Origin of the sequence: Eubacterium sp. OM08-24 (genome assembly GCF_003438075.1) — a bacterium.
In the GTDB taxonomy this organism is placed as follows: Bacteria; Bacillota; Clostridia; order Oscillospirales; family Acutalibacteraceae; genus Ruminococcoides.
The window spans coordinates 292,489-311,835 of sequence record NZ_QSTA01000002.1; the positions used below are offsets into that span (position 1 = coordinate 292,489).

Annotated in this window: 15 protein-coding genes; 5 read left to right on the plus strand and 10 right to left on the minus strand. The window is 41.1% G+C overall.

Going from position 1 to position 19,347, the window contains the following annotated elements; genetic code table 11:
• The first annotated feature begins 3 nt into the window (after positions 1-3).
• Positions 4-1,404 (plus strand): oligosaccharide flippase family protein, encoded by a 1,401-nt coding sequence (locus tag DXC23_RS06325; RefSeq protein WP_117705308.1) that lies wholly within the window; start codon positions 4-6, stop codon positions 1,402-1,404.
• A 620-nt stretch (positions 1,405-2,024) separates the two neighbouring features.
• Here DXC23_RS06325 and gltA read toward each other — a convergent pair.
• Both gltA and DXC23_RS06335 read right to left on the minus strand, forming a co-directional pair.
• Positions 2,025-3,416, minus strand: coding sequence for an NADPH-dependent glutamate synthase (gene gltA, locus DXC23_RS06330; RefSeq protein WP_117705309.1), 1,392 nt, complete (start codon positions 3,414-3,416; stop codon positions 2,025-2,027).
• Between the two features lie 2 nt (positions 3,417-3,418).
• A complete protein-coding gene (locus DXC23_RS06335) occupies positions 3,419-4,261 on the minus strand; it encodes a sulfide/dihydroorotate dehydrogenase-like FAD/NAD-binding protein (RefSeq protein ID WP_117705310.1) in 843 nt (280 codons plus the stop codon).
• 227 nt (positions 4,262-4,488) lie between these two features.
• Here DXC23_RS06335 and DXC23_RS06340 point away from each other — a divergent pair, with 227 nt between their 5' ends.
• The 3 genes from DXC23_RS06340 to DXC23_RS06350 all read left to right on the plus strand — a co-directional run bounded on the left by DXC23_RS06340 (position 4,489) and on the right by DXC23_RS06350 (position 8,968).
• Positions 4,489-5,445: an L-lactate dehydrogenase gene (locus DXC23_RS06340; RefSeq protein WP_117705311.1), complete on the plus strand. Its 957-nt coding sequence runs from the start codon at positions 4,489-4,491 to the stop codon at positions 5,443-5,445.
• 310 nt (positions 5,446-5,755) lie between these two features.
• On the plus strand, positions 5,756-7,213 hold the full coding sequence (gltX, locus tag DXC23_RS06345) for a glutamate--tRNA ligase (RefSeq protein WP_117705312.1): 1,458 nt from the start codon (positions 5,756-5,758) through the stop codon (positions 7,211-7,213).
• A 63-nt stretch (positions 7,214-7,276) separates the two neighbouring features.
• On the plus strand, positions 7,277-8,968 hold the full coding sequence (locus DXC23_RS06350) for a glutamine--tRNA ligase/YqeY domain fusion protein (RefSeq protein ID WP_117705313.1): 1,692 nt from the start codon (positions 7,277-7,279) through the stop codon (positions 8,966-8,968).
• Between the two features lie 214 nt (positions 8,969-9,182).
• On the opposite strand, the gene DXC23_RS06355 is transcribed toward DXC23_RS06350, so the two are convergent.
• From DXC23_RS06355 to leuC, 5 genes are all read right to left on the minus strand, one after another.
• Positions 9,183-11,174, minus strand: coding sequence for a leucine-rich repeat protein (locus DXC23_RS06355; protein WP_117705314.1), 1,992 nt, complete (start codon positions 11,172-11,174; stop codon positions 9,183-9,185).
• Between the two features lie 13 nt (positions 11,175-11,187).
• Positions 11,188-12,435 carry a dockerin type I repeat-containing protein gene (locus DXC23_RS06360; RefSeq protein ID WP_117705315.1) on the minus strand — a complete coding sequence of 416 codons (1,248 nt, stop codon included), beginning with the start codon at positions 12,433-12,435 and terminating at the stop codon, positions 11,188-11,190.
• Positions 12,436-12,602: 167 nt separating this feature from the next.
• Positions 12,603-13,370, minus strand: a complete 768-nt coding sequence (locus DXC23_RS06365; protein ID WP_117705316.1) for a nucleotidyltransferase domain-containing protein — start codon at positions 13,368-13,370, stop codon at positions 12,603-12,605.
• 83 nt (positions 13,371-13,453) lie between these two features.
• Positions 13,454-13,933, minus strand: a complete 480-nt coding sequence (gene leuD, locus DXC23_RS06370) for a 3-isopropylmalate dehydratase small subunit (protein WP_117705317.1) — start codon at positions 13,931-13,933, stop codon at positions 13,454-13,456.
• Positions 13,934-13,957: 24 nt separating this feature from the next.
• Positions 13,958-15,223, minus strand: a complete 1,266-nt coding sequence (gene leuC, locus DXC23_RS06375) for a 3-isopropylmalate dehydratase large subunit (protein ID WP_117705318.1) — start codon at positions 15,221-15,223, stop codon at positions 13,958-13,960.
• 251 nt (positions 15,224-15,474) lie between these two features.
• Here leuC and DXC23_RS06380 point away from each other — a divergent pair, with 251 nt between their 5' ends.
• The gene (locus tag DXC23_RS06380) at positions 15,475-16,128 is read left to right on the plus strand and encodes a Crp/Fnr family transcriptional regulator (RefSeq protein ID WP_117705319.1); all 654 of its coding nucleotides are present in this window, start codon (positions 15,475-15,477) and stop codon (positions 16,126-16,128) included.
• Between the two features lie 615 nt (positions 16,129-16,743).
• Here DXC23_RS06380 and DXC23_RS06385 read toward each other — a convergent pair.
• From DXC23_RS06385 to DXC23_RS06395, 3 genes are all read right to left on the minus strand, one after another.
• Positions 16,744-16,929, minus strand: coding sequence for a DUF4250 domain-containing protein (locus DXC23_RS06385; RefSeq protein WP_117705320.1), 186 nt, complete (start codon positions 16,927-16,929; stop codon positions 16,744-16,746).
• A 12-nt stretch (positions 16,930-16,941) separates the two neighbouring features.
• Positions 16,942-17,817, minus strand: a complete 876-nt coding sequence (locus DXC23_RS06390) for a helix-turn-helix transcriptional regulator (RefSeq protein WP_117705321.1) — start codon at positions 17,815-17,817, stop codon at positions 16,942-16,944.
• Between the two features lie 742 nt (positions 17,818-18,559).
• Positions 18,560-19,270, minus strand: coding sequence for a hypothetical protein (locus DXC23_RS06395; RefSeq protein ID WP_117705322.1), 711 nt, complete (start codon positions 19,268-19,270; stop codon positions 18,560-18,562).
• Positions 19,271-19,347 lie beyond the last annotated feature (77 nt).

Here is a 19,347-nt window from a genome sequence, read left to right on the forward strand (position 1 = left end):
CACTTGGCAAGTAAAGCGGGAAAGGGCAACAAAAGCCTTAAAGCGAGCGCATTTTACCTTGTAGGAAATCTTTTTAACAAAGCGCTTGCTTTCTTTACAATCCCTATATTCACACGACTTCTCACAACCTCTGAGTACGGTATATCGCAAACCTACCTTTCGTGGGTAAGCATACTTACACTCATAGTGGGTATGTCGCTCGGCAACTCAATAAGAACGGCTTACATTGACTTTGGTGACGATATCGAGGGATATATGTCCTCAATCTACGGACTGTCACTTCTCAGCTTTTTGGGTTCTTCGGCGCTCATAATTACAGGAATGCTCATATGGAGCGACATTGACATTGTGCTTGTAATCTGCTGTCTTATGCAGTCGTATTTTCAGTTTGTATCAACCGCAATGACCACCAAATATATGATGAAGGTTGACTACATAAAAAAGACCCTTTTGCTGGCACTGCCGAACCTGACGATACAGGTTGCCGCAATTATAACAATTCTAAATATGCATGGCGACAATAAGTATATGGGTTACATTATCCCATATGCCGCTGTTTACACCATAGTGGGCATATACTTTGTGATTGCGTCATTTATAAGGGGCAAAAAGGTATTTAACAAGTTGTATTGGAAATATGCCCTCACCTACTCATTGCCGCTTATTTTCCACGGACTTTCGCTTGTACTGCTGTCAAGCTCAGACCGAATTATGATTACCAACCTGTATAATTCTTCCGAAACAGGTGTTTACAGCCTGATTTATAATCTAAGTATGGTTGCTATGGCTGTTACCGCATCTCTTGAGGCGGTGTGGGTGCCTTGGTTTACACGAAAGCTGATGACCAATGAAAAGAATATCATCAACAAAAATATTACAAAGTACCTTGAAATCGCCCTTGTTGTAATGCTTTGCCTGATGTTTGTTGCGCCTGAAATTGTAAAAATTATGGCTACAAAGGAGTATTACAGCGGTATATATATGATTCCGCCGCTTGTATTTGCATCTTTTGAAATGTATATGTATACGGTTTATGTAAATGTAGAATATTACTACAAGTCCACAAAATACATAGCATTCAACACCATTGTGGCGGCAGTTACAAACATTGTGCTCAACTTTATTTTTGTGCCGATGTTCGGCGGTATGGCAGCCTGCTTTACAACGGTAGCGTCTTATATGGTTTCTTTTATAATGCACTCCCGTCACTCAAGAAAGCTCGACAAAGACCTCTTCCCTATCAGACAGTTTGCATTGCCGACAATAATATTTATAGTTGCCATCGTGCTTGCGTATCTGCTTATGGATTTGTGGCTTGTCCGCTGGATTATTGTAGTTGCAGGCTTTGGCTGTTATGCTGTATTTGCACTGGTAACAAAGAGATTTGCAACATTCTTAAAATAAAATTAAATGATTAACTCCCCTTGGCTAATGCTCAAGGGGAGTTTTTGTGTGAAATATTCTAAGTTCATTTTGCTTAGCTTAAGTCGGGCAACAAAGTAAAGCAACAGCCAAACTTTCCGTCCCAAAGTTAAAAGTTTGGTCAACCTTTTCAAAGGTTGTGGGTGTGGGCAATGCCCACAAATATTTTCGGTTATCTCAAATTTTTGACAGCCAAACGGCTGCCGTTTGGCAACTTGAACACAATGGCGAAAGCCAATGCGACAGCAACAGAGAAAAGATACTCCCTATAATTTGTGCCGTCATTGCTACGCAATGACGGCACATTATTTTATCTATTCCCCTTTTTAAGGCTATCGCCTGTTTTCAAAACATTGTCTTAGCACGCAAACAGCTTTGCTGTTTGCGCCCGATAATTTGATGTAAGGAAAACTTTTTATGGGCTCTGCCCAAACCCGCAAGCCTTTAAAAAGGCTTGACTTAAATTTTTTAATTATTTTACCAAACCATAATTACACCAACTTTTGATAAAGAGCCTTAATTATTAATCTTAGCGATGAAACACACAAAAAATACCCGACTATAGCTTTTGCTATAATCGGGTAAATTTTTTTATATAAGAATTACTCTTTGCTCTTAATGTACTCGTCAATAGCTGCTGCGGCTGTTTTGCCTGCACCCATTGCAAGAATTACTGTAGCAGCACCTGTTACAGCGTCACCGCCTGCATATACGCCCTCACGAGATGTAAGACCGTGCTCATCAGTGATAATGCCGCCCCACTTCTGTGTTTCAAGTCCCTTTGTTGTAGCCTTAATAAGTGGGTTTGGTGATGTGCCAATAGAAATTACAACTGCGTCAACATCAAGTACAAACTCGCTGTCAGGCTTAACAACAGGTCTTCTTCTTCCGCTTTCGTCAGGCTCGCCGAGTTCCATCTCAACGCACTTCATACCTGTAACAAACTCGTTTTCATCGCCGAGAATTTCAACAGGGTTGTTGAGGAGCTTAAAGATAATGCCCTCTTCCTTAGCGTGTTCAACTTCTTCTCTTCTTGCAGGAAGTTCCTCTTCACTTCTTCTGTAAACAATGTAAACTTCATCTGCACCAAGACGCTTAGCACAACGGGCTGCGTCCATAGCAACATTACCGCCGCCTACGATAGCAACCTTTTTAGCGTGCATAATAGGTGTAGCTGAGTCCTCTTTGTAGGACTTCATAAGGTTTGTTCTTGTGAGGAACTCGTTTGCTGAGTAAACACCGCAAAGGTTCTCACCGGGAATCTTCATAAATCTTGGAAGACCTGCGCCCGAACCGATAAATACGGCCTCAAAGCCCATATCGTCCATAAGCTCATCAATAGAGATAACTCTGCCGATAACCATATTTGTTTCAACCTTAACGCCGAGAGCCTTGAGTGTGTCTACCTCTTTCTGAACGATTGACTTCGGAAGTCTGAACTCAGGAATACCGTAAACAAGTACGCCGCCTGCAAGGTGGAGTGCCTCAAATACTGTTACATCGTAACCCATTTTTGCAAGGTCGCCTGCGCAGGTAAGACCAGAAGGGCCTGAACCTACCACTGCTACCTTATGACCGTTTGGCTCAGGCTTGTTTACAACAACATCTGTCTGAGCGTTGTGCCAGTCGGCAACAAATCTCTCAAGTCTGCCAATGCCGACAGGCTCTGTCTTAATACCTCTTACGCACTTAGACTCGCACTGAGTTTCCTGTGGACAAACACGACCGCATACAGCAGGAAGTGAGCTTGACTTTGAAATTACATCATAAGCACCTGCAAAGTTGCCCTGTGCAACTTCCTTGATAAAATCAGGAATTGAAATATGTACCGGACAGCCCGATACGCATGGCTTGTGCTTACAATTAAGGCAACGCTGTGCCTCTTCGATTGCAACTTCTTCTGTGTAACCTGTTGCTACCTCAAGGAAGTTTTTATTTCTTACATTAGGCTCCTGTGTAGGCATAGGAGCTTTTTTAGGTGACATATTAGGCATAATTACTCAACCTCCTTCTTAAACAGATTACATGCTTCGCTGTGAGCCTTGCGCTCAAAGTCCTTATACATAGCGCCACGCTTCATAGCCTCATCAAAGTCAACCTGGAAGCCGTCAAAATCAGGGCCGTCAACGCAAGCAAACTTTGTTTCGCCGCCAACTGTAAGACGACAGCCGCCGCACATACCTGTACCGTCAATCATAATCGGGTTCATAGAAACTGTGGTAGGAATGTTGTAAGGCTTAGTGGTCTTAACAACGAACTTCATCATAATAAGCGGGCCGATAGTAATTACGAGGTCGTAGTTCTCGCCTGCCTTGATCATCTCTTCGAGAGGAGCAGTAACAACGCCCTTTCTGCCGTAAGAGCCGTCATCTGTCATCATAACAAACTTATCTGAACAAGCCTTGAACTCATCTTCAAGAATAACAAGGTCTTTGTTTCTGAAACCTACAATAGAGTGAACCTCTACGCCAAGCTCGTGGAGCTTTTCAGCGATAGGAAGTGCAATTGCGCAGCCTACGCCGCCGCCTACAACGCAAACCTTTTTGTAGCCATCTGTATGAGTAGGAACACCGAGAGGGCCTACAAAATCGTGGAGGCAATCGCCCTCATTTAAGTGGTTGAGTTTTTCTGTTGTAGCACCCACAATCTGGAAAATAATGCGGACTGTACCCTTTTCTCTGTCATAACCTGCAACGGTAAGCGGAATACGCTCACCGTCCTCGTCAACTCTGAGGATAATAAACTGACCCGGCTGCGCTTTTTTAGCGATAAGCGGAGCGTCAATTTCCATAAGAGTTACGGTAGGGTTGAGTGCTTTCTTTTTAACTATCTTATACATCTCAAATCTATCCCTTCGCATAAATTTTTAAAATCAACACATAAAATCGCATCATATGCTTAAGTATAGTTTATCATAACATTGATAAAGTTTCAATACAAATTCGTCATTTTTCGTTGTGTTTTTTCAGCACTTTTTTCCAAAGTAATGCACATACAGCTGTATAAATTCATTTTATTTTGTAATAAATATATTTATCAATATATTTAACAGGAAAGGGAATTTATATGTTTACAAACAAAAAGAAAATCGCACTCATAGGTACGGGTATGGTGGGTATGAGCTTTGCTTATGCGGCACTAAATCAAAATCTTTGCGATGAGCTTGCGCTGATTGACATAAACGAGCAGAGAGCAAGAGGCGAGGCTATGGACTTAAACCACGGCATTGCCTTTTCGCCTGCAAGCACCAAAATTTACGCAGGCAGTTACAGCGATTGCAAAGACGCCGACATTGTGGTGATATGCGCAGGCGCAAACCAGCGACAGCCGTCACAAAGCAGGCTTGACCTTTTAAAAGGGAATTACGAAATATTCCAAAAAATTGTTCCGCAGGTAACCGAAAGCGGCTTTGACGGCATATTTATTGTCGCTACAAATCCAGTTGACATTATGACAAGAATCACCTGCGAGCTTTCGGGATTTAAAGCCGAAAAAGTAATCGGCACGGGTACAACCCTTGACACCGCAAGGCTTAGGTATCTTTTGGGCGAATACTTTGAAGTTGACCCACGCAACATACACGCCTATGTTATCGGCGAACACGGTGACAGTGAATTTGTACCTTGGTCGCAGGCGCTTATAGCGGTAAAGCCGATATGCGATGTACTCGCCGACAATCCGAAAAGCTATTTTATGGAGGACTTAGACAAAATCAGCCGAGAGGTGCGCACTGCCGCACATGAAATAATAGTGGCTAAAAAAGCGACCTACTACGGCATAGGAATGGCAATCGTTAGAGTTGCGAGAGCTGTACTCGAAAACGAAAATTCTGTGCTGACTGTGTCTGTACGATTGCGTGGCGAGTACGGCGGCAAAAAAGATGTATTCCTCGGCAATCCGGCAATAATCGGCAGTGAGGGTGCAAAGCGAATACTTGAGCTGAAATTAACCCCCTCGGAACAGAAATATCTTGAAAATTCCTATAACATTCTCAATGACAACTATAAAAGCGCTGTGCGTTGAGTTTTAATTAAAGTAATGTTTTTGATTTACGGTTTATAAGTATGTTTCCGTTATATACCTTTAGTTTTATATTAAAAAACTCCGAAAGAAAGCACCTTAAGGGGAAAGGATTTTCGAGTTCCTTTCCCTTTAAGTATCCCATTTTCTTACACGAGCAAAGTCAGCAACCTTGGACTTCCTGCTTTGTGGCTGATTCTATTGTAATAAACTTTACGATGCGCCTAAAAAAACGGCTTTAAATATTGAAAAGTATCGCTGTTATTGATATAATAAAGAATAAAGCTAATTTTTATAGAGAGAGGTTAAAACTATGCCTGAGCTTACAGTTCGTACAAGATATGCACCAAGTCCAACAGGATTTATGCATGTCGGCAACCTGCGTACCGCTCTTTACGAGTACCTTGTTGCAAAATCCCAAAACGGCAAATTTATTTTGAGAATTGAAGATACCGACCGTGAAAGACTTGTTGACGGTGCGGTTGATGTTATTTATAATACTTTAAAACTTGCAGGACTTCAACACGACGAAGGTCCTGACCTCGGCGGCGACTTTGGCCCTTATGTTCAGTCAGAGAGAAAGGATATGTATCTTCCTTACGCCGAACAGCTTATAAAAGAGGGCAAGGCTTACCGTTGCTTCTGCTCAAAAGAGCGCCTTGAAAAAATCCAGAACGAAACAGTCGGCGGCGGCTATGACAGACATTGCCGTGATCTTCCGCAGGAAGAAATCGACCGACTACTCGCCGAGGGCGTTCCGTATGTAATCCGTCAGAAAATGCCGATTGAGGGCAGTACATCGTTTACCGACGCTGTTTTCGGTGAAATCACTGTTGAAAATACAGAGTTGCAGGATCAAATTCTTATTAAAACAGACGGCTACCCGACATATAACTTTGCAAATGTTATCGACGACCACACAATGGGCATTACTCATGTTGTCCGTGGCTGTGAGTACCTTAGCTCAACACCTAAGTACAACCTCCTTTACGAGGCATTCGGTTGGGAAATTCCTACTTATATTCACCTCCCGCTCATTATGGGTAAGGACGCTGACGGCAATGTATCCAAACTTTCAAAGCGTCACGGTGCAACAGGCTTTTATGATTTGATTGACGAGGGTTACTTACCGGAAGCCATCATTAACTATATTGCACTTCTCGGTTGGTGCCCGAAAGACAATCAGGAAATTTTCACTCTTAAGGAGCTTGAAAAGGCATTTGACATAAGCGGCATCAGCAAGTCACCCGCTGTATTTGACTACGATAAACTCTCTTGGTTTAACGGCGAATACATCAAGGCTATGACCCCTGAAAAATTCACCGAGGTTGCAATGCCTTACTATAAAAAGGTATTCGGCGACAAACAGATGCCATACGAAAAGTTTGCGGCAATACTCCAAAAGCGTACAACTCAGCTTACACAAATTCCCGAAATGCTCGATTTCTTTGCGGAATTGCCAAGCTACACAAAGGAGCTTTTCGTAAATAAAAAGAGCAAGACAAATCTTGAAAATTCACCCGTAGTTTTGAAAGAGGCTTATGACAGATTAAAGGCTCTGCCTGAATGGAACGAAACTTCAATTCACGATTGCCTTATTAATATGGCTGTCGAAAAAGAGCTTAAAAACGGCACGGTAATGTGGCCTGTAAGAATTGCCGCCGCAGGCAAAACCGTTACACCGGGCGGTGCTGTTGAAATTCTTGACATTCTCGGCAGAGATGAGTCACTTGCAAGACTTGAAAAAGGTATGGCAATACTTGCAGAATAAAACGACTTTTGCTTAAGATTAATTAAAAATCTTGCAAAATTGAGTAATACAGAGGGATATTATATGGCAGAAGATATTAAGAATACCGAAGCTACCGAAGTTCCGAACGGTAACTTTATTCATACATTTATTGAAGAGGATATTGCCGAGGGCGGCAGATTTGAGGGCAAAAAGGTACACACCCGTTTTCCTCCCGAGCCAAACGGCTACCTCCACATAGGCCACGCAAAGGCTATTTGCATTGACTTTGGCACAGCCGAGAAATTCGGCGGCATCTGCAATCTTCGTATGGACGACACAAACCCTACAAAGGAAGATGTAGAGTATGTAGACGCTATCAAAGAGGACATCAAGTGGCTCGGCTTTGACTGGGAAGACCGTTTCTACTTTGCATCGGAATACTTTGACCAAATGTACGATTACGCTGTCGAACTTATTAAAAAGGGACTTGCATATGTATGCGAACTCACACCCGAACAGATGAGAGAAAACAGAGGCGATACACAAACACCGGCAAAGAGCCCGTATCGTGACAGACCGATTGAAGAAAGCCTTGACCTTTTTGCAAGAATGAAAGCAGGCGAATTTGAGGACGGCAAAATGACACTCCGTGCAAAAATCGACCTTGCATCGGGCAACTTCAATATGCGTGACCCTGTTATTTACAGAATTAACCGTCTAACTCACCACCGTACAGGCGACAAGTGGTGCATTTACCCTATGTACGATTTTGCGCACCCGATTGAAGATGCTATCGAGGGTATCACTCACAGCCTTTGCTCACTTGAGTTTGAAGCTCACCGTCCGCTTTACGATTGGGTTATCAATAATATTTCTGTTCCTAACAAGCCTCGTCAGATTGAGTTTGCCCGTCTTGGCATTAACAACACAGTTATGTCAAAGCGTAAACTCCGTGAACTTGTTGAAAAGAATTATGTAAGCGGTTGGGATGACCCAAGAATGCCTACGCTCTGCGGACTTAGAAGAAGAGGTTATACCCCTAAGTCTATCCGTTCGTTTACGGAGCAGATCGGCGTATCAAAGGTAAATTCTATCGTTGAGTACAGTTTTCTTGAGCATTGCCTGCGTGACGATTTAAATGAGAACGCAAAGCGTGCAATGTGCGTACTCCACCCTATAAAGCTCGTTATCACAAACTATCCCGAGGGTAAGGTTGAGGAGTTTGAGGTTGAAAACAACCCGAACCGACCGGAGGACGGTACAAGAACGGTTACTTTCTCAAGAGAATGTTTTATTGAGGCAGACGACTTTATGGAAGAGCCGATTAAAAAGTACCAGCGCCTTTATCCGGGCAATGAAGTAAGACTTAAGTCAACTTACATTGTAAAATGCACAGGCTGCAAAAAGGACGAGGACGGCAATGTGGTAGAGGTTTATGCCGAGTATGACCCCGAAACCAGAGGCGGCAACACACCTGACGGCAGAAAAGTAAGAGGTACAATCCATTGGGTTGACGCAAACAACTGCGCAGATGCAGAGGTAAGACTTTACGATAACCTCTTTACAGTACCCGATCCCGATACAGGCGACAGAAACTTCCTTGACTACCTCAATCCAAATTCACTTGAGGTTTTTACAGGCTGTAAGGCAGAGAAAAATCTCGAAACCGCTGTTGCTCCACAGAGTTTTCAGTTTATGAGAATAGGCTACTTCTGCGTTGATAATAAGGATTCGTCACCTGAGCACCTTGTCTTTAACCGCAGTGTGTCACTTAAAGACGGATTTAAAAAATAATTTTAAATTTAGTGTAAAATAATATTCGCCCGATTACGGCTTGTTGCCATAATCGGGCGATTTTTTGTGTAGTTGGGGGTAAATATTTTAACGCACTTTCGTTCGGGCAACAAAGTAAGATAAACGCTAAACTTTCCGTCCCGAAGTTAAAAGCTTGGTCAACCTTTTCAAAGGTTGTGGGTTTGGGCAGTTTTATATAATTTAAAATTATGTATTATTCTGATAAACTTAACTGCAAAGCCGTAACATCTCTTAAATCTATAATTCCGTCATTTGTAATGTCGGCAATGTTAAGGTCGCTGTCTGTAATGATAGGTGTATCGTCAGCTTTTGTATGGCCTGCAAGGTGTTTTTGCAGCTCTGTTACATCATTTACATCTATCTTGCCGTCATTATTAATATCTCCAACCAATCTTTCTTCATCAATCAGCAAATATTTAATTCCGTTTTCTTCCGCATAGTGTTGAGCATATGAATTTTCGTAGCACTTAATAGTTAATTTTTCGCAAAACTCAAATGCGTCTGCGCCAATATATCCGACGCTTTTCGGAATATTGACGGATTTAAGATTTTCGCAGTTTAAAAAAGCCGCTGCGCCAATTAATTGAACATCACCGTTGATAGTCACCTTTTCAAGCGAAGTGCAGTTCAGAAAAGCACTGTCACTAATGCTCTGGTTTACACTCTCGGGAATTACAATACTTTTAAGACTTGTGCAGTGAGCAAAGGCTGATACACCGATGTTTACTACCTCAGAAAGTTCAACGCTCTCAAGGCTTTCACAGCCGAGGAATGTTTCATCACAAAGGGTATAAAGGCTCTTTGGCAGACTTATTTTTTTAAGATTTATACAATTCTCAAATGCCATATCGCCGATATACTCAACGCTGTCGGGAAGATTAATACTTGTAAGCACTTCATCGCCATAAAACAAACCGTCAACAATAATTGTTGTGCCGTCCTTTACAGTTTCGGCTGCGGCAAAGTCGCCCTTGTAAGCACAAGCGGCTGTACCATGATATACAATGCCGTCAGACTGGCTGTTGTACCAAGCGGTGTTACAAAAGGCAGACGGAGCAGTCCACACCATGCTCTCGTTGTAGTTAATGTTGGCAAGACTTGAACAATCATAAAACGCCATAGCCTGCACAGAACAACGATTAGGGATAGTAATTTCCTTTAAATTCGAACAGCTTTCAAAAGCCGACACACCGATACTTGTAAGGCTGTCGGGCAAATTGATTTTTTTAACATATTCGTTATAAGAAAGGAAATCGTCATTAATTGCGTATGTATTATCTTTAAATGTCAATGTGCTGTCTGTAAAATCACCGATTATCTTGTATGCAAAGTCGCCTGCATAAAGCACACCGTCAGGAGCACTCTGCTCCCAAAGAGTGTATTCAAAGGCAGTTTGCGGAATTGAGTATATAGAGTCGGGAAATTTTATATTAATAAGGCTTTGACATACGGAAAACGCATTTTCGCCTATAAGCGAGCAGTTCGTAAGGTCAATATCATCGAGATTTGCGCAATACACAAAGGCGCCTGCGCCAATCTGACTTACATTTTCAAGATTTATACTGTAAAGTGAGTCGCACTCATAAAAAGCACAATCGCCGATTGTTTCTGTATTTTCGGAAAGCGTTACTGAATTTAGGTTTGAACAGCCTTCAAATGCGCTTTCACCGACATAAGTAACCGACTCCGAGAGTTTTATATCTGTAAGCTGAGTACAGCCGCTGAATGTGTAATCATCAATTTCCTCTAATTTGGCAGGAATATTTACCGTTGTTAATTTTGAACATCCGTAAAATGCAGAAGGTCCGATTTTGGTTACGCCGTCGGGCAGAGTAACCTTTTTGAGGTCAACAGAATCTTCAAAAGCACTTGAGCCGATGCTCTCGACTGACTCCGGCACAACAACACTGTTTAATTTTGCTTTTTTAGATAAAGCATAGTCGCCAATGCGTACGATTTTGCGGCCGTCTATCGTCTGCGGAATTACAAGTGCGTTTGCCGAGCCTGTGTAATCCACAATGGTAGCGACATTGTCCTCTACGGTATAAACAAAGTCACCGCTTGTTATTTTTGTGACAGTGCCAATGCTTTCTTGAGCGCCTGCTGTCAGCGATACTGCGCCGAGTGAGCCTAAGGTAAGCATTGCCGACATAAAGACGGACATTATTTTTAATGATTTTTTCATAACCTGCCCACCTTTATTGATTTATATATTTCCACAGCTTGTCTGCCGAGGTTTTCTGATTGCCGATAAAGTCAAGGTCTGTACCTTGCAACTTATTCATACTGTCGCCGAATACAAGTCCCGTGCCAAAATCGCCGTTGTCGTTTCTGCCGCTGTAAAGCACAATGTAGTTATCGTTTGTGTAGATAAATGCCGAACGGTACAAACCGCCGCCGTCCCAATTTGACGGATCGGACGATGGTTTGAGCACAACCTGCGCTTCGCTCCAATCAAAGCCGTTTGACGATGTTGAGTGGTAAAGGCTCATATGCCTGCGGTCTGATTTATCTTGGGTCGAGCAAGCAAGGAGTTCGTATTTTCCGTTAATTTTTTCAACATCTATATGCCAGGTGTATGTAGTTGACGGGTAGCTTAGGCTTGTAACCACACTGTCCGACCAAACACCTCCCTTATACTCCTTGTACCAAACCTTGTAGCCGTTTACATACCACAGCTTGTAAGTCCCGTTTTCATATACGATTGCAGGGCTCACCATATCGTACTTTTTGCGGTTGTCGGTTTCAAAAACCGGTGTACGGCCGCTCCATTTATTGCCGTCATATGAGTAACGCATATAAAGCGCCATATAGTTTGCCTCGTAGTCTGTATATCTCCAAAAAAGTTCCAAACGGTTTTTGTCGGGATTATACACAAGCTCGGAGTCGGAATTAAACCTTACCCCTGCCTTGTAATCATCTCGAATACCCTCGCAAAACTTAATTTCCGAGTAATTTATAAGGTCATTTGAGCCGACAACAGTCGGATTTTCGTACTTATCGTTTCCGTTTGGATACGGCGTGTACGAAATCCAATAGCGGTATCCGTTCCAGCTTTTGCCCACATCCGCAACCTTTGGGTGGTAGGCATTGTTTGGATACTTGCTGTCTGCTCCGCTGTATACGCTCTTAAAATTCAGCTTGCTTTTTGAATTTGACTGAAGTTTAAAATCAGGTTTTACATAAAAACTGCCGTTTATAATATTCTGCGCATAGGTAGCATCGTTTACATTTATAGTGCCCGATTTATCAAAATCGGCTTTGCTGTCGAGCGTATCTCCGTTTGCTATTCCCTCTTGCAGGTAGGTGACATCCTGTACATCAAAAATGCCGTCACCATTCAGGTCATATTTATTAATATCCCTTGCCGATGCGGTGACTGCGACAGATGAAATTGCCGCAACCGCAAGAGCGGCGGATATAATTTTCTTGAAAATGTTTTTCATTTGATTGCCTCCCTGTAATAAAAATACAAGAACATTATCCCACTTTTAACAAATTATGTCAACAGCAAACGGAATTATTTATTAAACATTTGCAAAAAAATAACAGCTCTGCATTAGCAGAGCCGAAAGTTTGATTTTTGCTTTTTGGTCCGACCGATATTTTAAAATTAAATTATTTCTCTCAGCTTTTCCGTCATATCGGCAACGGTATCCATAATTTTTTCGGTTGGCTTTTCTTTTAAAAGTTTGTCGAGGTTTTCCTCAAAATCTTTCGGTAAAATCTCGCAACGCTCCTTGCAAATTTGCACAAGTCGCTTTTCGCCGGGGTGAGTAAGGCGATTTACTGCAAAAATAACATCAAAATAGCTTGCAACAAAAGCGGCTGTTCTGTGATTTACACTTACAAAATCGTTTCGATCAAGCGCCTTTTTTATCTGCTTGTCAAATGACGGCAAAATACCCGAAAGCATCTTCATATTTAAATCTATAATATTTTGACGGAGTTCTTCGGGATACGGTACGGTAAACTTCTTTTTCAGTTCTGCATATTTACCGCTTGGGTCATAAACAATTTGCGAGGTAACAATATTGTGCCAAAAGCAAGTAGTATAGCCATGGTTTGCCTTATGTTCAAAAACAATTTGGCTTATAAATTTGTCGAATATATCCATTGGACGGTATATAATGTCCATCGGAACACCGTCTTTGAGTATAATATTATCTTCAAACTCCCAATAATGATTGCCGATTTCCATTTGTGAACAGTAAGGCGCAAGGATATTTTCTCTTACACCGTTGTCGATGTTATCTGTAACATACACATAAACATCATAATCTGATTTTTCGTCAAAAACACCGTTTGCACGGGAACCGCCGAGAGCAATAGCCTCTACCTGCGGCAATGCGGAAAGTTTTTCAAAAATTTCGTTTACCATAATTCACCAACTTTGTTAATGATTAAAAAATTATATATCTAAAGTTATAAAAGCGGCAAAGTTTTGCTTTTGCCGCCCATAAATTACATAATAGACTTAATAAGTCCGCCTTTTTTAATAATGTTCTGAATAAACTCCGGGAAAGGCTCTGCCTGATAAGTCTTGCCTGTTGTTTCGTCTGTGATAACACCTGTATCAAAGTTTACAGAAACAACATCACCCTCCTTGATTTCCCTTGCTGCCTCGTCACATTCAAGAATCGGAAGACCGATATTGATTGAGTTGCGGTAGAAAATTCTTGCAAAGGTCGAAGCAATTACGCAGGAAATACCGCTTGCCTTAATTGCAATCGGTGCGTGTTCTCTTGAAGAACCGCAGCCGAAGTTCTTTTCGGCAACCATAATGTCGCCCTCGTGAACCTTATTTACAAATTCTGCGTCAATATCCTCCATACAGTGAGCGGCAAGCTCTTTGTGAGATGCTGTGTTGAGGTAACGAGCAGGAATAATTACATCTGTATCTACATTGTCGCCAAACTTGTGGACTGTACCCTTAGCGTTCATAATCAGTACCTACCTTTCAAAAAATCAAAGCTTTGCAGGGTCTGTAATGTAACCCTTAACAGCACTTGCGGCAGCTACTGCCGGGCTTGCGAGGTAAACCTCACTGTCAACATGACCCATTCTGCCTACAAAGTTACGGTTTGTGGTTGAAATAGCTTTTTCGCCTGCGGCAAGAATACCCATATGTCCGCCAAGACAAGGGCCGCAAGTCGGAGTAGAAACTACTGCGCCTGCCTCAATAAATATATCAAAAAGTCCCTCGTGCATAGCCTGTAACCAGATTGCCTGTGTACCCGGGAAAATAATACATCTTACATTCTTTGCTATCTTTCTGCCCTTGAATACCTCTGCGGCAGCTCTGAGGTCGGTAATTCTGCCGTTTGTGCAAGAACCGATAACGCACTGGTCGATTTTAACCTCTGTTTCGCCGATTTCATCAACTGTTCTTGTATTTTCAGGAAGATGTGGGAAAGCAACTGTCGGGCGGATTTCGCTCAGGTCGATTGTGTATTCCTCATCATATACAGCGTCATCGTCAGCTGTGTACTCAACAGGTGTACCCTGATATCTGCCGTTGCAGTATTCACGGGTTACATCGTCAACAGGGAAAATACCGTTTTTAGCGCCTGCCTCAATAGCCATATTTGCAATGCAAAGTCTGTCATCAATGTTGAGGTACTGAACACCCTCGCCTGTAAATTCCATTGATTTGTAAAGCGCACCGTCAACACCTATCATACCGATAATGTGGAGGATAACATCTTTACCGCTTACAAAACCCTGTGGCTTGCCGACAAGATTAAATTTAATAGCGGCAGGAACTTTGAACCATGCCTTACCGCTGATCATTCCTGCGGCCATATCTGTTGAGCCGACACCTGTCGAAAATGCACCGAGTGCACCGTATGTACAGGTGTGAGAGTCTGCACCGATGCACAAACAGCCCGGACCAACGAGTCCCTGCTCAGGCAAAAGTGCGTGCTCAATGCCCATCTGTCCTACATCTCTGTAATTTTTAATATCGTATTTGTCGGCAAAAGTTCTTACCTGCTTAACCTGAGTAGCCGCTTTAATATCCTTGTTAGGAGTAAAGTGGTCCATAATCATAGCAATTTTAGTGTTATCAAATACTGCTGTTGCACCGTTCTGTTCAAAAACATTGATAGCAACAGGTGATGTTACATCGTTACCGAGTACCATATCGAGCTTAGCCTCGATAAGCTGACCTGCCTTAACCTCTGAAAGACCTGCGTGAGCCGCAAGAATTTTCTGTGACATAGTCATACCCATAAATATCACTCCTTATATTTTTTCTAATATCATTATTACATACTGCTTGCAAAAAGATTGTAAAGTATGCTACAATTAAAATAAAATAAGAACTTTGTCGCTAAAATATGGTTTATCACTCAATTTTAGCCAAATAATTTTAAAATTCAGGTCAAGCCTTTAAAAAGGTTGACCAAACTTTTAATAATTGCTTAATTGCTCGGCAAAAGTTTTATAAACCGCATTTACCAATCGACAACCGAGGTGAAACTATGGAAAAAAATCTTAACACTCCTCCCACGCAACTTTACAACATACACAACGATATGAAAACTCTGTTTGACAGTTTGCCGTACACAAAATCTTTTGCAAAAGGCGAAATAATCTATCACCAAGGCGACATTGCAGACAGCTTTTACTATATAAAGAAAGGCAAAGCAACCGTATTTATGATTTCTCCCGACGGAATGGAAAAAACTCTCAACACCGCCGCAAAAGGGGAATTGATTGGCGAGGGCGCTTTTTTTGACCACAAGCCGAGGGTAAGCTCCGCAAAAGCCGTAACTGCAAGCGAGCTGACAATTATTGATAAAAAAATTCTCCTCGACCTTATTCAAAAAAATCCTCCGATTGCATTTGAACTGCTCGAAATTCTCGCCACAAGAATAAGACTGCTTACCACCCAGCTTGACTCAATGACATTTATGCAGGCGGACGCACGAATTGCCAAGCTTTTGCTTGACGATATGGTTGACGGCAAAGTATCGCTCACGCACGAAGAAATTGCGCTTACGGTCGGTGTGTCACGAATTACGGTAACAAAAACACTAAGCAGATTATCGTCGCAAGGCATACTTGCCACCCATTACAGGGGTATTAAAATCCTTGATAAATCGGCTCTTGAAAAAATCTGCGGGGAAAAATAATTTTCACCCTAAAAGACTTGACCTAAATTTTTGGTTCTTTAACAAAAGTTGGGGCAAATTACGGTTTACAAGATTATCGGTCGGGCAACAAAGTAAGACAGATGCCAAACTTTCCGTCCCGAATATAAAAGTTTGGTCAACCTTTTGTTGGTTCTGTGCAAATCTGTAATCCTTTAAAAAGGTTGAGCTATTTTGGGGCTGAAACTCTACGGTTTGAACATAACGGCGAGAGCCTAAAAATGCGACAGCAACGAAAGGAAAAGCCACGCTACTAAAACTACTAATTTGCCGCTTTTTAAGGGCAAATTAGGCACACACGCAAACTTTTGTGCCCTTTAAAATATTTTTTCTCTACTGATACTCAAGTGTAACTTTCTTGCTCTCTGCCACTCATTAGTCTTAACATTTGTTTTCTGCTAAAGTCTTGAGTAATCTAAAGTTTAGTTATTCTATAATATAATTTCAACCGTTTGTTTTAATTTAAAATAAGTGCATTTTTACCGTTTTATGGGCTCTGCCCAAACCCGCAACCCTTTAAAAAGGGTTGACCTAAATTTTAGATTTTTTGCTGTAATAAACCCGACCAAAGCAAAAGTTTGGTCGGGCATTTTAATATTATACAAATTTATTAAGCTCTGCGTTGTAAGCGTAATCTATGGCGGCGAGTTTTTTTATTATTTCGTCCTTGCTTATATCTGCATCCTCGCAAAGTGCGTCAAGCGAGGGGTAAAAATCTCTAAGCTTTGTATTTACATAGCTTAATAAAATCATTGGGTCTGTCGGTAAATTTAATTCTGCCATAATGTCCTCCTGTTACTGATTGTTTTTATTGTGATTATAAATTTCCTTGAAAAACGAGCATAACCAATAGTACAGCGGAATAGAAAGAAACACTACCCAGCCGACTGTCCAACCGCCGAGCACATTGAAGTAACCCATGAGAATGTATGCCATTGCAACGAGTACGGGATAAGCAAAATGCTCTGCCTTGCGCTTATAGATTGCGTCTACAAGCGAATAGTAAAGCGGAATTGTGAGCAGCACTATCCAGCTTAAAGCCCAGCCAAAACACACTCCGCTGAATCCCCACCACAAAAATGCCACAAGTGCTATTGCAAAAAACGGAAAGCTGTTCCAGAATTTTCGGCTCTTGCCCCTGCTGAACATATTGTCCGACATTTCGGCATCGTACATTACATCGCCGTCTTTGGTGGTGTAAACCCTCTGCCTGCCGTTTTCGTCAACAAAAATTCCGTTTTTGTCAATATCAACCTTAGTACCGGCTTTATCATGCACATGGATTCCGTCTGCAAAGCTGATGTGTACCTTGTCGCCGTTTTTATCGTCTATGTGTATTCCGTTTTTAAAGGATACTTTGTCTGTTTTTACATACTCTGTACCCTCATCGCCCGTCGGCACTTGCTCGCTGTCTGCGTTTTCTTCCTGTTCGGGTTCTTTTTCAGGCTCTGCTTTTGCAGACTCGGCTGACTCTCCCTTTAAAAGTTCGTCAAGCGAAACGCCGTAAATCTCGGCAAGCAATATAAGGTTATCTGTATCGGGAGATGCCTCTGCTCTCTCCCATTTAGACACTGCCTGTCGGCTTACTCCTATCTTATTGGCAAGCTCCTCTTGGCTGAGGTTATGTTTTTTTCTGTATTGTAAAAGTCTGTTTGCTGTTTCTATGTTCATATTAAGTCCTCCTTCGAGAGCTTTACAACGATCGTTTTCCCTCTCACTTTACCCAAATTATACACCGCAACCATTGTTTTTTGCAATACATTTTAGTTTTCATTTGCGCAACCGCCGGTTGCATAAGTGATTTTATGTGTAATATTGCATTTGTATTATATATATTTGCGGATATATACATAAAAATCAGGTAAACAAACCTTAGACATAAATATGGTTATATTATAAATGTTGGAGTAACATTAATAGATAATGGTTTATCGCACAAAGTTTATTTTCATAAACTTAAAATTTAGGTCAACCCTTTTTAAAGGGTTGCGGGTTTGGGCAGAGCCCATAAAAGTTTTCTTTACATCAAATTATTGGGCGCAAACAGCTTTGCTGTTTGCGTGCTAAAACTAAATTTGTAAAAACAGGCGACAGCCTTTTAAAAAGAAATAATCAACAGATAAGCCGTCATCGCTATGCGTTGACGGCTTTAATTTTAAGAATATCTTTTCTTTGTTGCTATCGCAAATTTAGCGGCTCTTGCCGTTTGACTATTAAAAATTGCGATAGTTTAAAGCATTTGTGGGCGTTGCCCACACCCACAACCTTTGAAAAGGTTGACCAAACTTTTGACTTCGGGACGGAAAGTTTAGATTTCACTTTATTTTTTTGCCCGACCGAAAATCTGCTAAACTATAATTTACCCAACTATTGACAAAAAACAGAAATGCTTTATCCGATTTAATTTTGTTATTTATAGGCGGCGTATAGAATTTATATAAGATTCCGTATAATCGGTTAATATATCAAGTGAATATTTTTTTGCAAAAAAAGCCTGCGTAAAATAGTATATGCTGTTAATCAACGTAATAACAGCAAATGCAAAAATTACAGTTCTTAACAGTGACGGTATATCAATATTTCCCTGATTATTCATAAGTATTAATCTAAACAGCACTACTCCGGGAACACCGAAAATATATTTCAAAGAGTTGAATTTGTTGTTTGTTTTATGACTGCATTTAGGTACAATCCATTTTGCCAGAATAAACAATTCTATCGGTATTATCAGAAAATACATACACATTTTCAAAATAATAAAAAAATTATTCTCTGCATATATGGCATTTCCGTCAAATTCCCAAAAAGATACAATTAAAAATAAAACAGAAATATATATATTCGTTATACCTCGCATCAATATGCAACTCCAAAGTTTATGAATTTTATATAACCAAAAAGATAAAAAAGATACCAATACAGCAGACAAAGTGAGTGCTAATGTATACGGAAGTTCATTTTTAGATATAAATCCGATACTGTCAAAACCATACGGAGAGCCGATTTCCACGCACACAATCGCTGAGTAGCTAACAAGGAATAAACCTAATACTCTCAAAATAAAATTTTTAGTATTAAAAAAAATATAATATTTATAAACAAAAGCAGTAATATTTTTTTCCATATTATCCCTCAGAATAAATTGCTTTCATTGCTTGTCTTAATAACTAAAATCCTTTAGGCGTTTCTTTAATAAAAGCA

Bases quoted from the DNA above. Each gene is read 5' to 3' on its own strand.
- DXC23_RS06385 (WP_117705320.1), bottom strand. From the start codon at position 16,929: ATGGCAGAATTAAATTTACCGACAGACCCAATGATTTTATTAAGCTAT.
- DXC23_RS06355 (WP_117705314.1), bottom strand. From the start codon at position 11,174: ATGAAAAAATCATTAAAAATAATGTCCGTCTTTATGTCGGCAATGCTT.
- DXC23_RS06380 (WP_117705319.1), top strand. From the start codon at position 15,475: ATGGAAAAAAATCTTAACACTCCTCCCACGCAACTTTACAACATACAC.
- DXC23_RS06350 (WP_117705313.1), top strand. From the start codon at position 7,277: ATGGCAGAAGATATTAAGAATACCGAAGCTACCGAAGTTCCGAACGGT.
- DXC23_RS06395 (WP_117705322.1), bottom strand. From the start codon at position 19,270: ATGGAAAAAAATATTACTGCTTTTGTTTATAAATATTATATTTTTTTT.
- gltA (WP_117705309.1), bottom strand. From the start codon at position 3,416: ATGCCTAATATGTCACCTAAAAAAGCTCCTATGCCTACACAGGAGCCT.
- DXC23_RS06365 (WP_117705316.1), bottom strand. From the start codon at position 13,370: ATGGTAAACGAAATTTTTGAAAAACTTTCCGCATTGCCGCAGGTAGAG.
- gltX (WP_117705312.1), top strand. From the start codon at position 5,756: ATGCCTGAGCTTACAGTTCGTACAAGATATGCACCAAGTCCAACAGGA.
- DXC23_RS06360 (WP_117705315.1), bottom strand. From the start codon at position 12,435: ATGAAAAACATTTTCAAGAAAATTATATCCGCCGCTCTTGCGGTTGCG.
- DXC23_RS06390 (WP_117705321.1), bottom strand. From the start codon at position 17,817: ATGAACATAGAAACAGCAAACAGACTTTTACAATACAGAAAAAAACAT.
- DXC23_RS06340 (WP_117705311.1), top strand. From the start codon at position 4,489: ATGTTTACAAACAAAAAGAAAATCGCACTCATAGGTACGGGTATGGTG.
- DXC23_RS06335 (WP_117705310.1), bottom strand. From the start codon at position 4,261: ATGTATAAGATAGTTAAAAAGAAAGCACTCAACCCTACCGTAACTCTT.
- leuD (WP_117705317.1), bottom strand. From the start codon at position 13,933: ATGAACGCTAAGGGTACAGTCCACAAGTTTGGCGACAATGTAGATACA.
- leuC (WP_117705318.1), bottom strand. From the start codon at position 15,223: ATGGGTATGACTATGTCACAGAAAATTCTTGCGGCTCACGCAGGTCTT.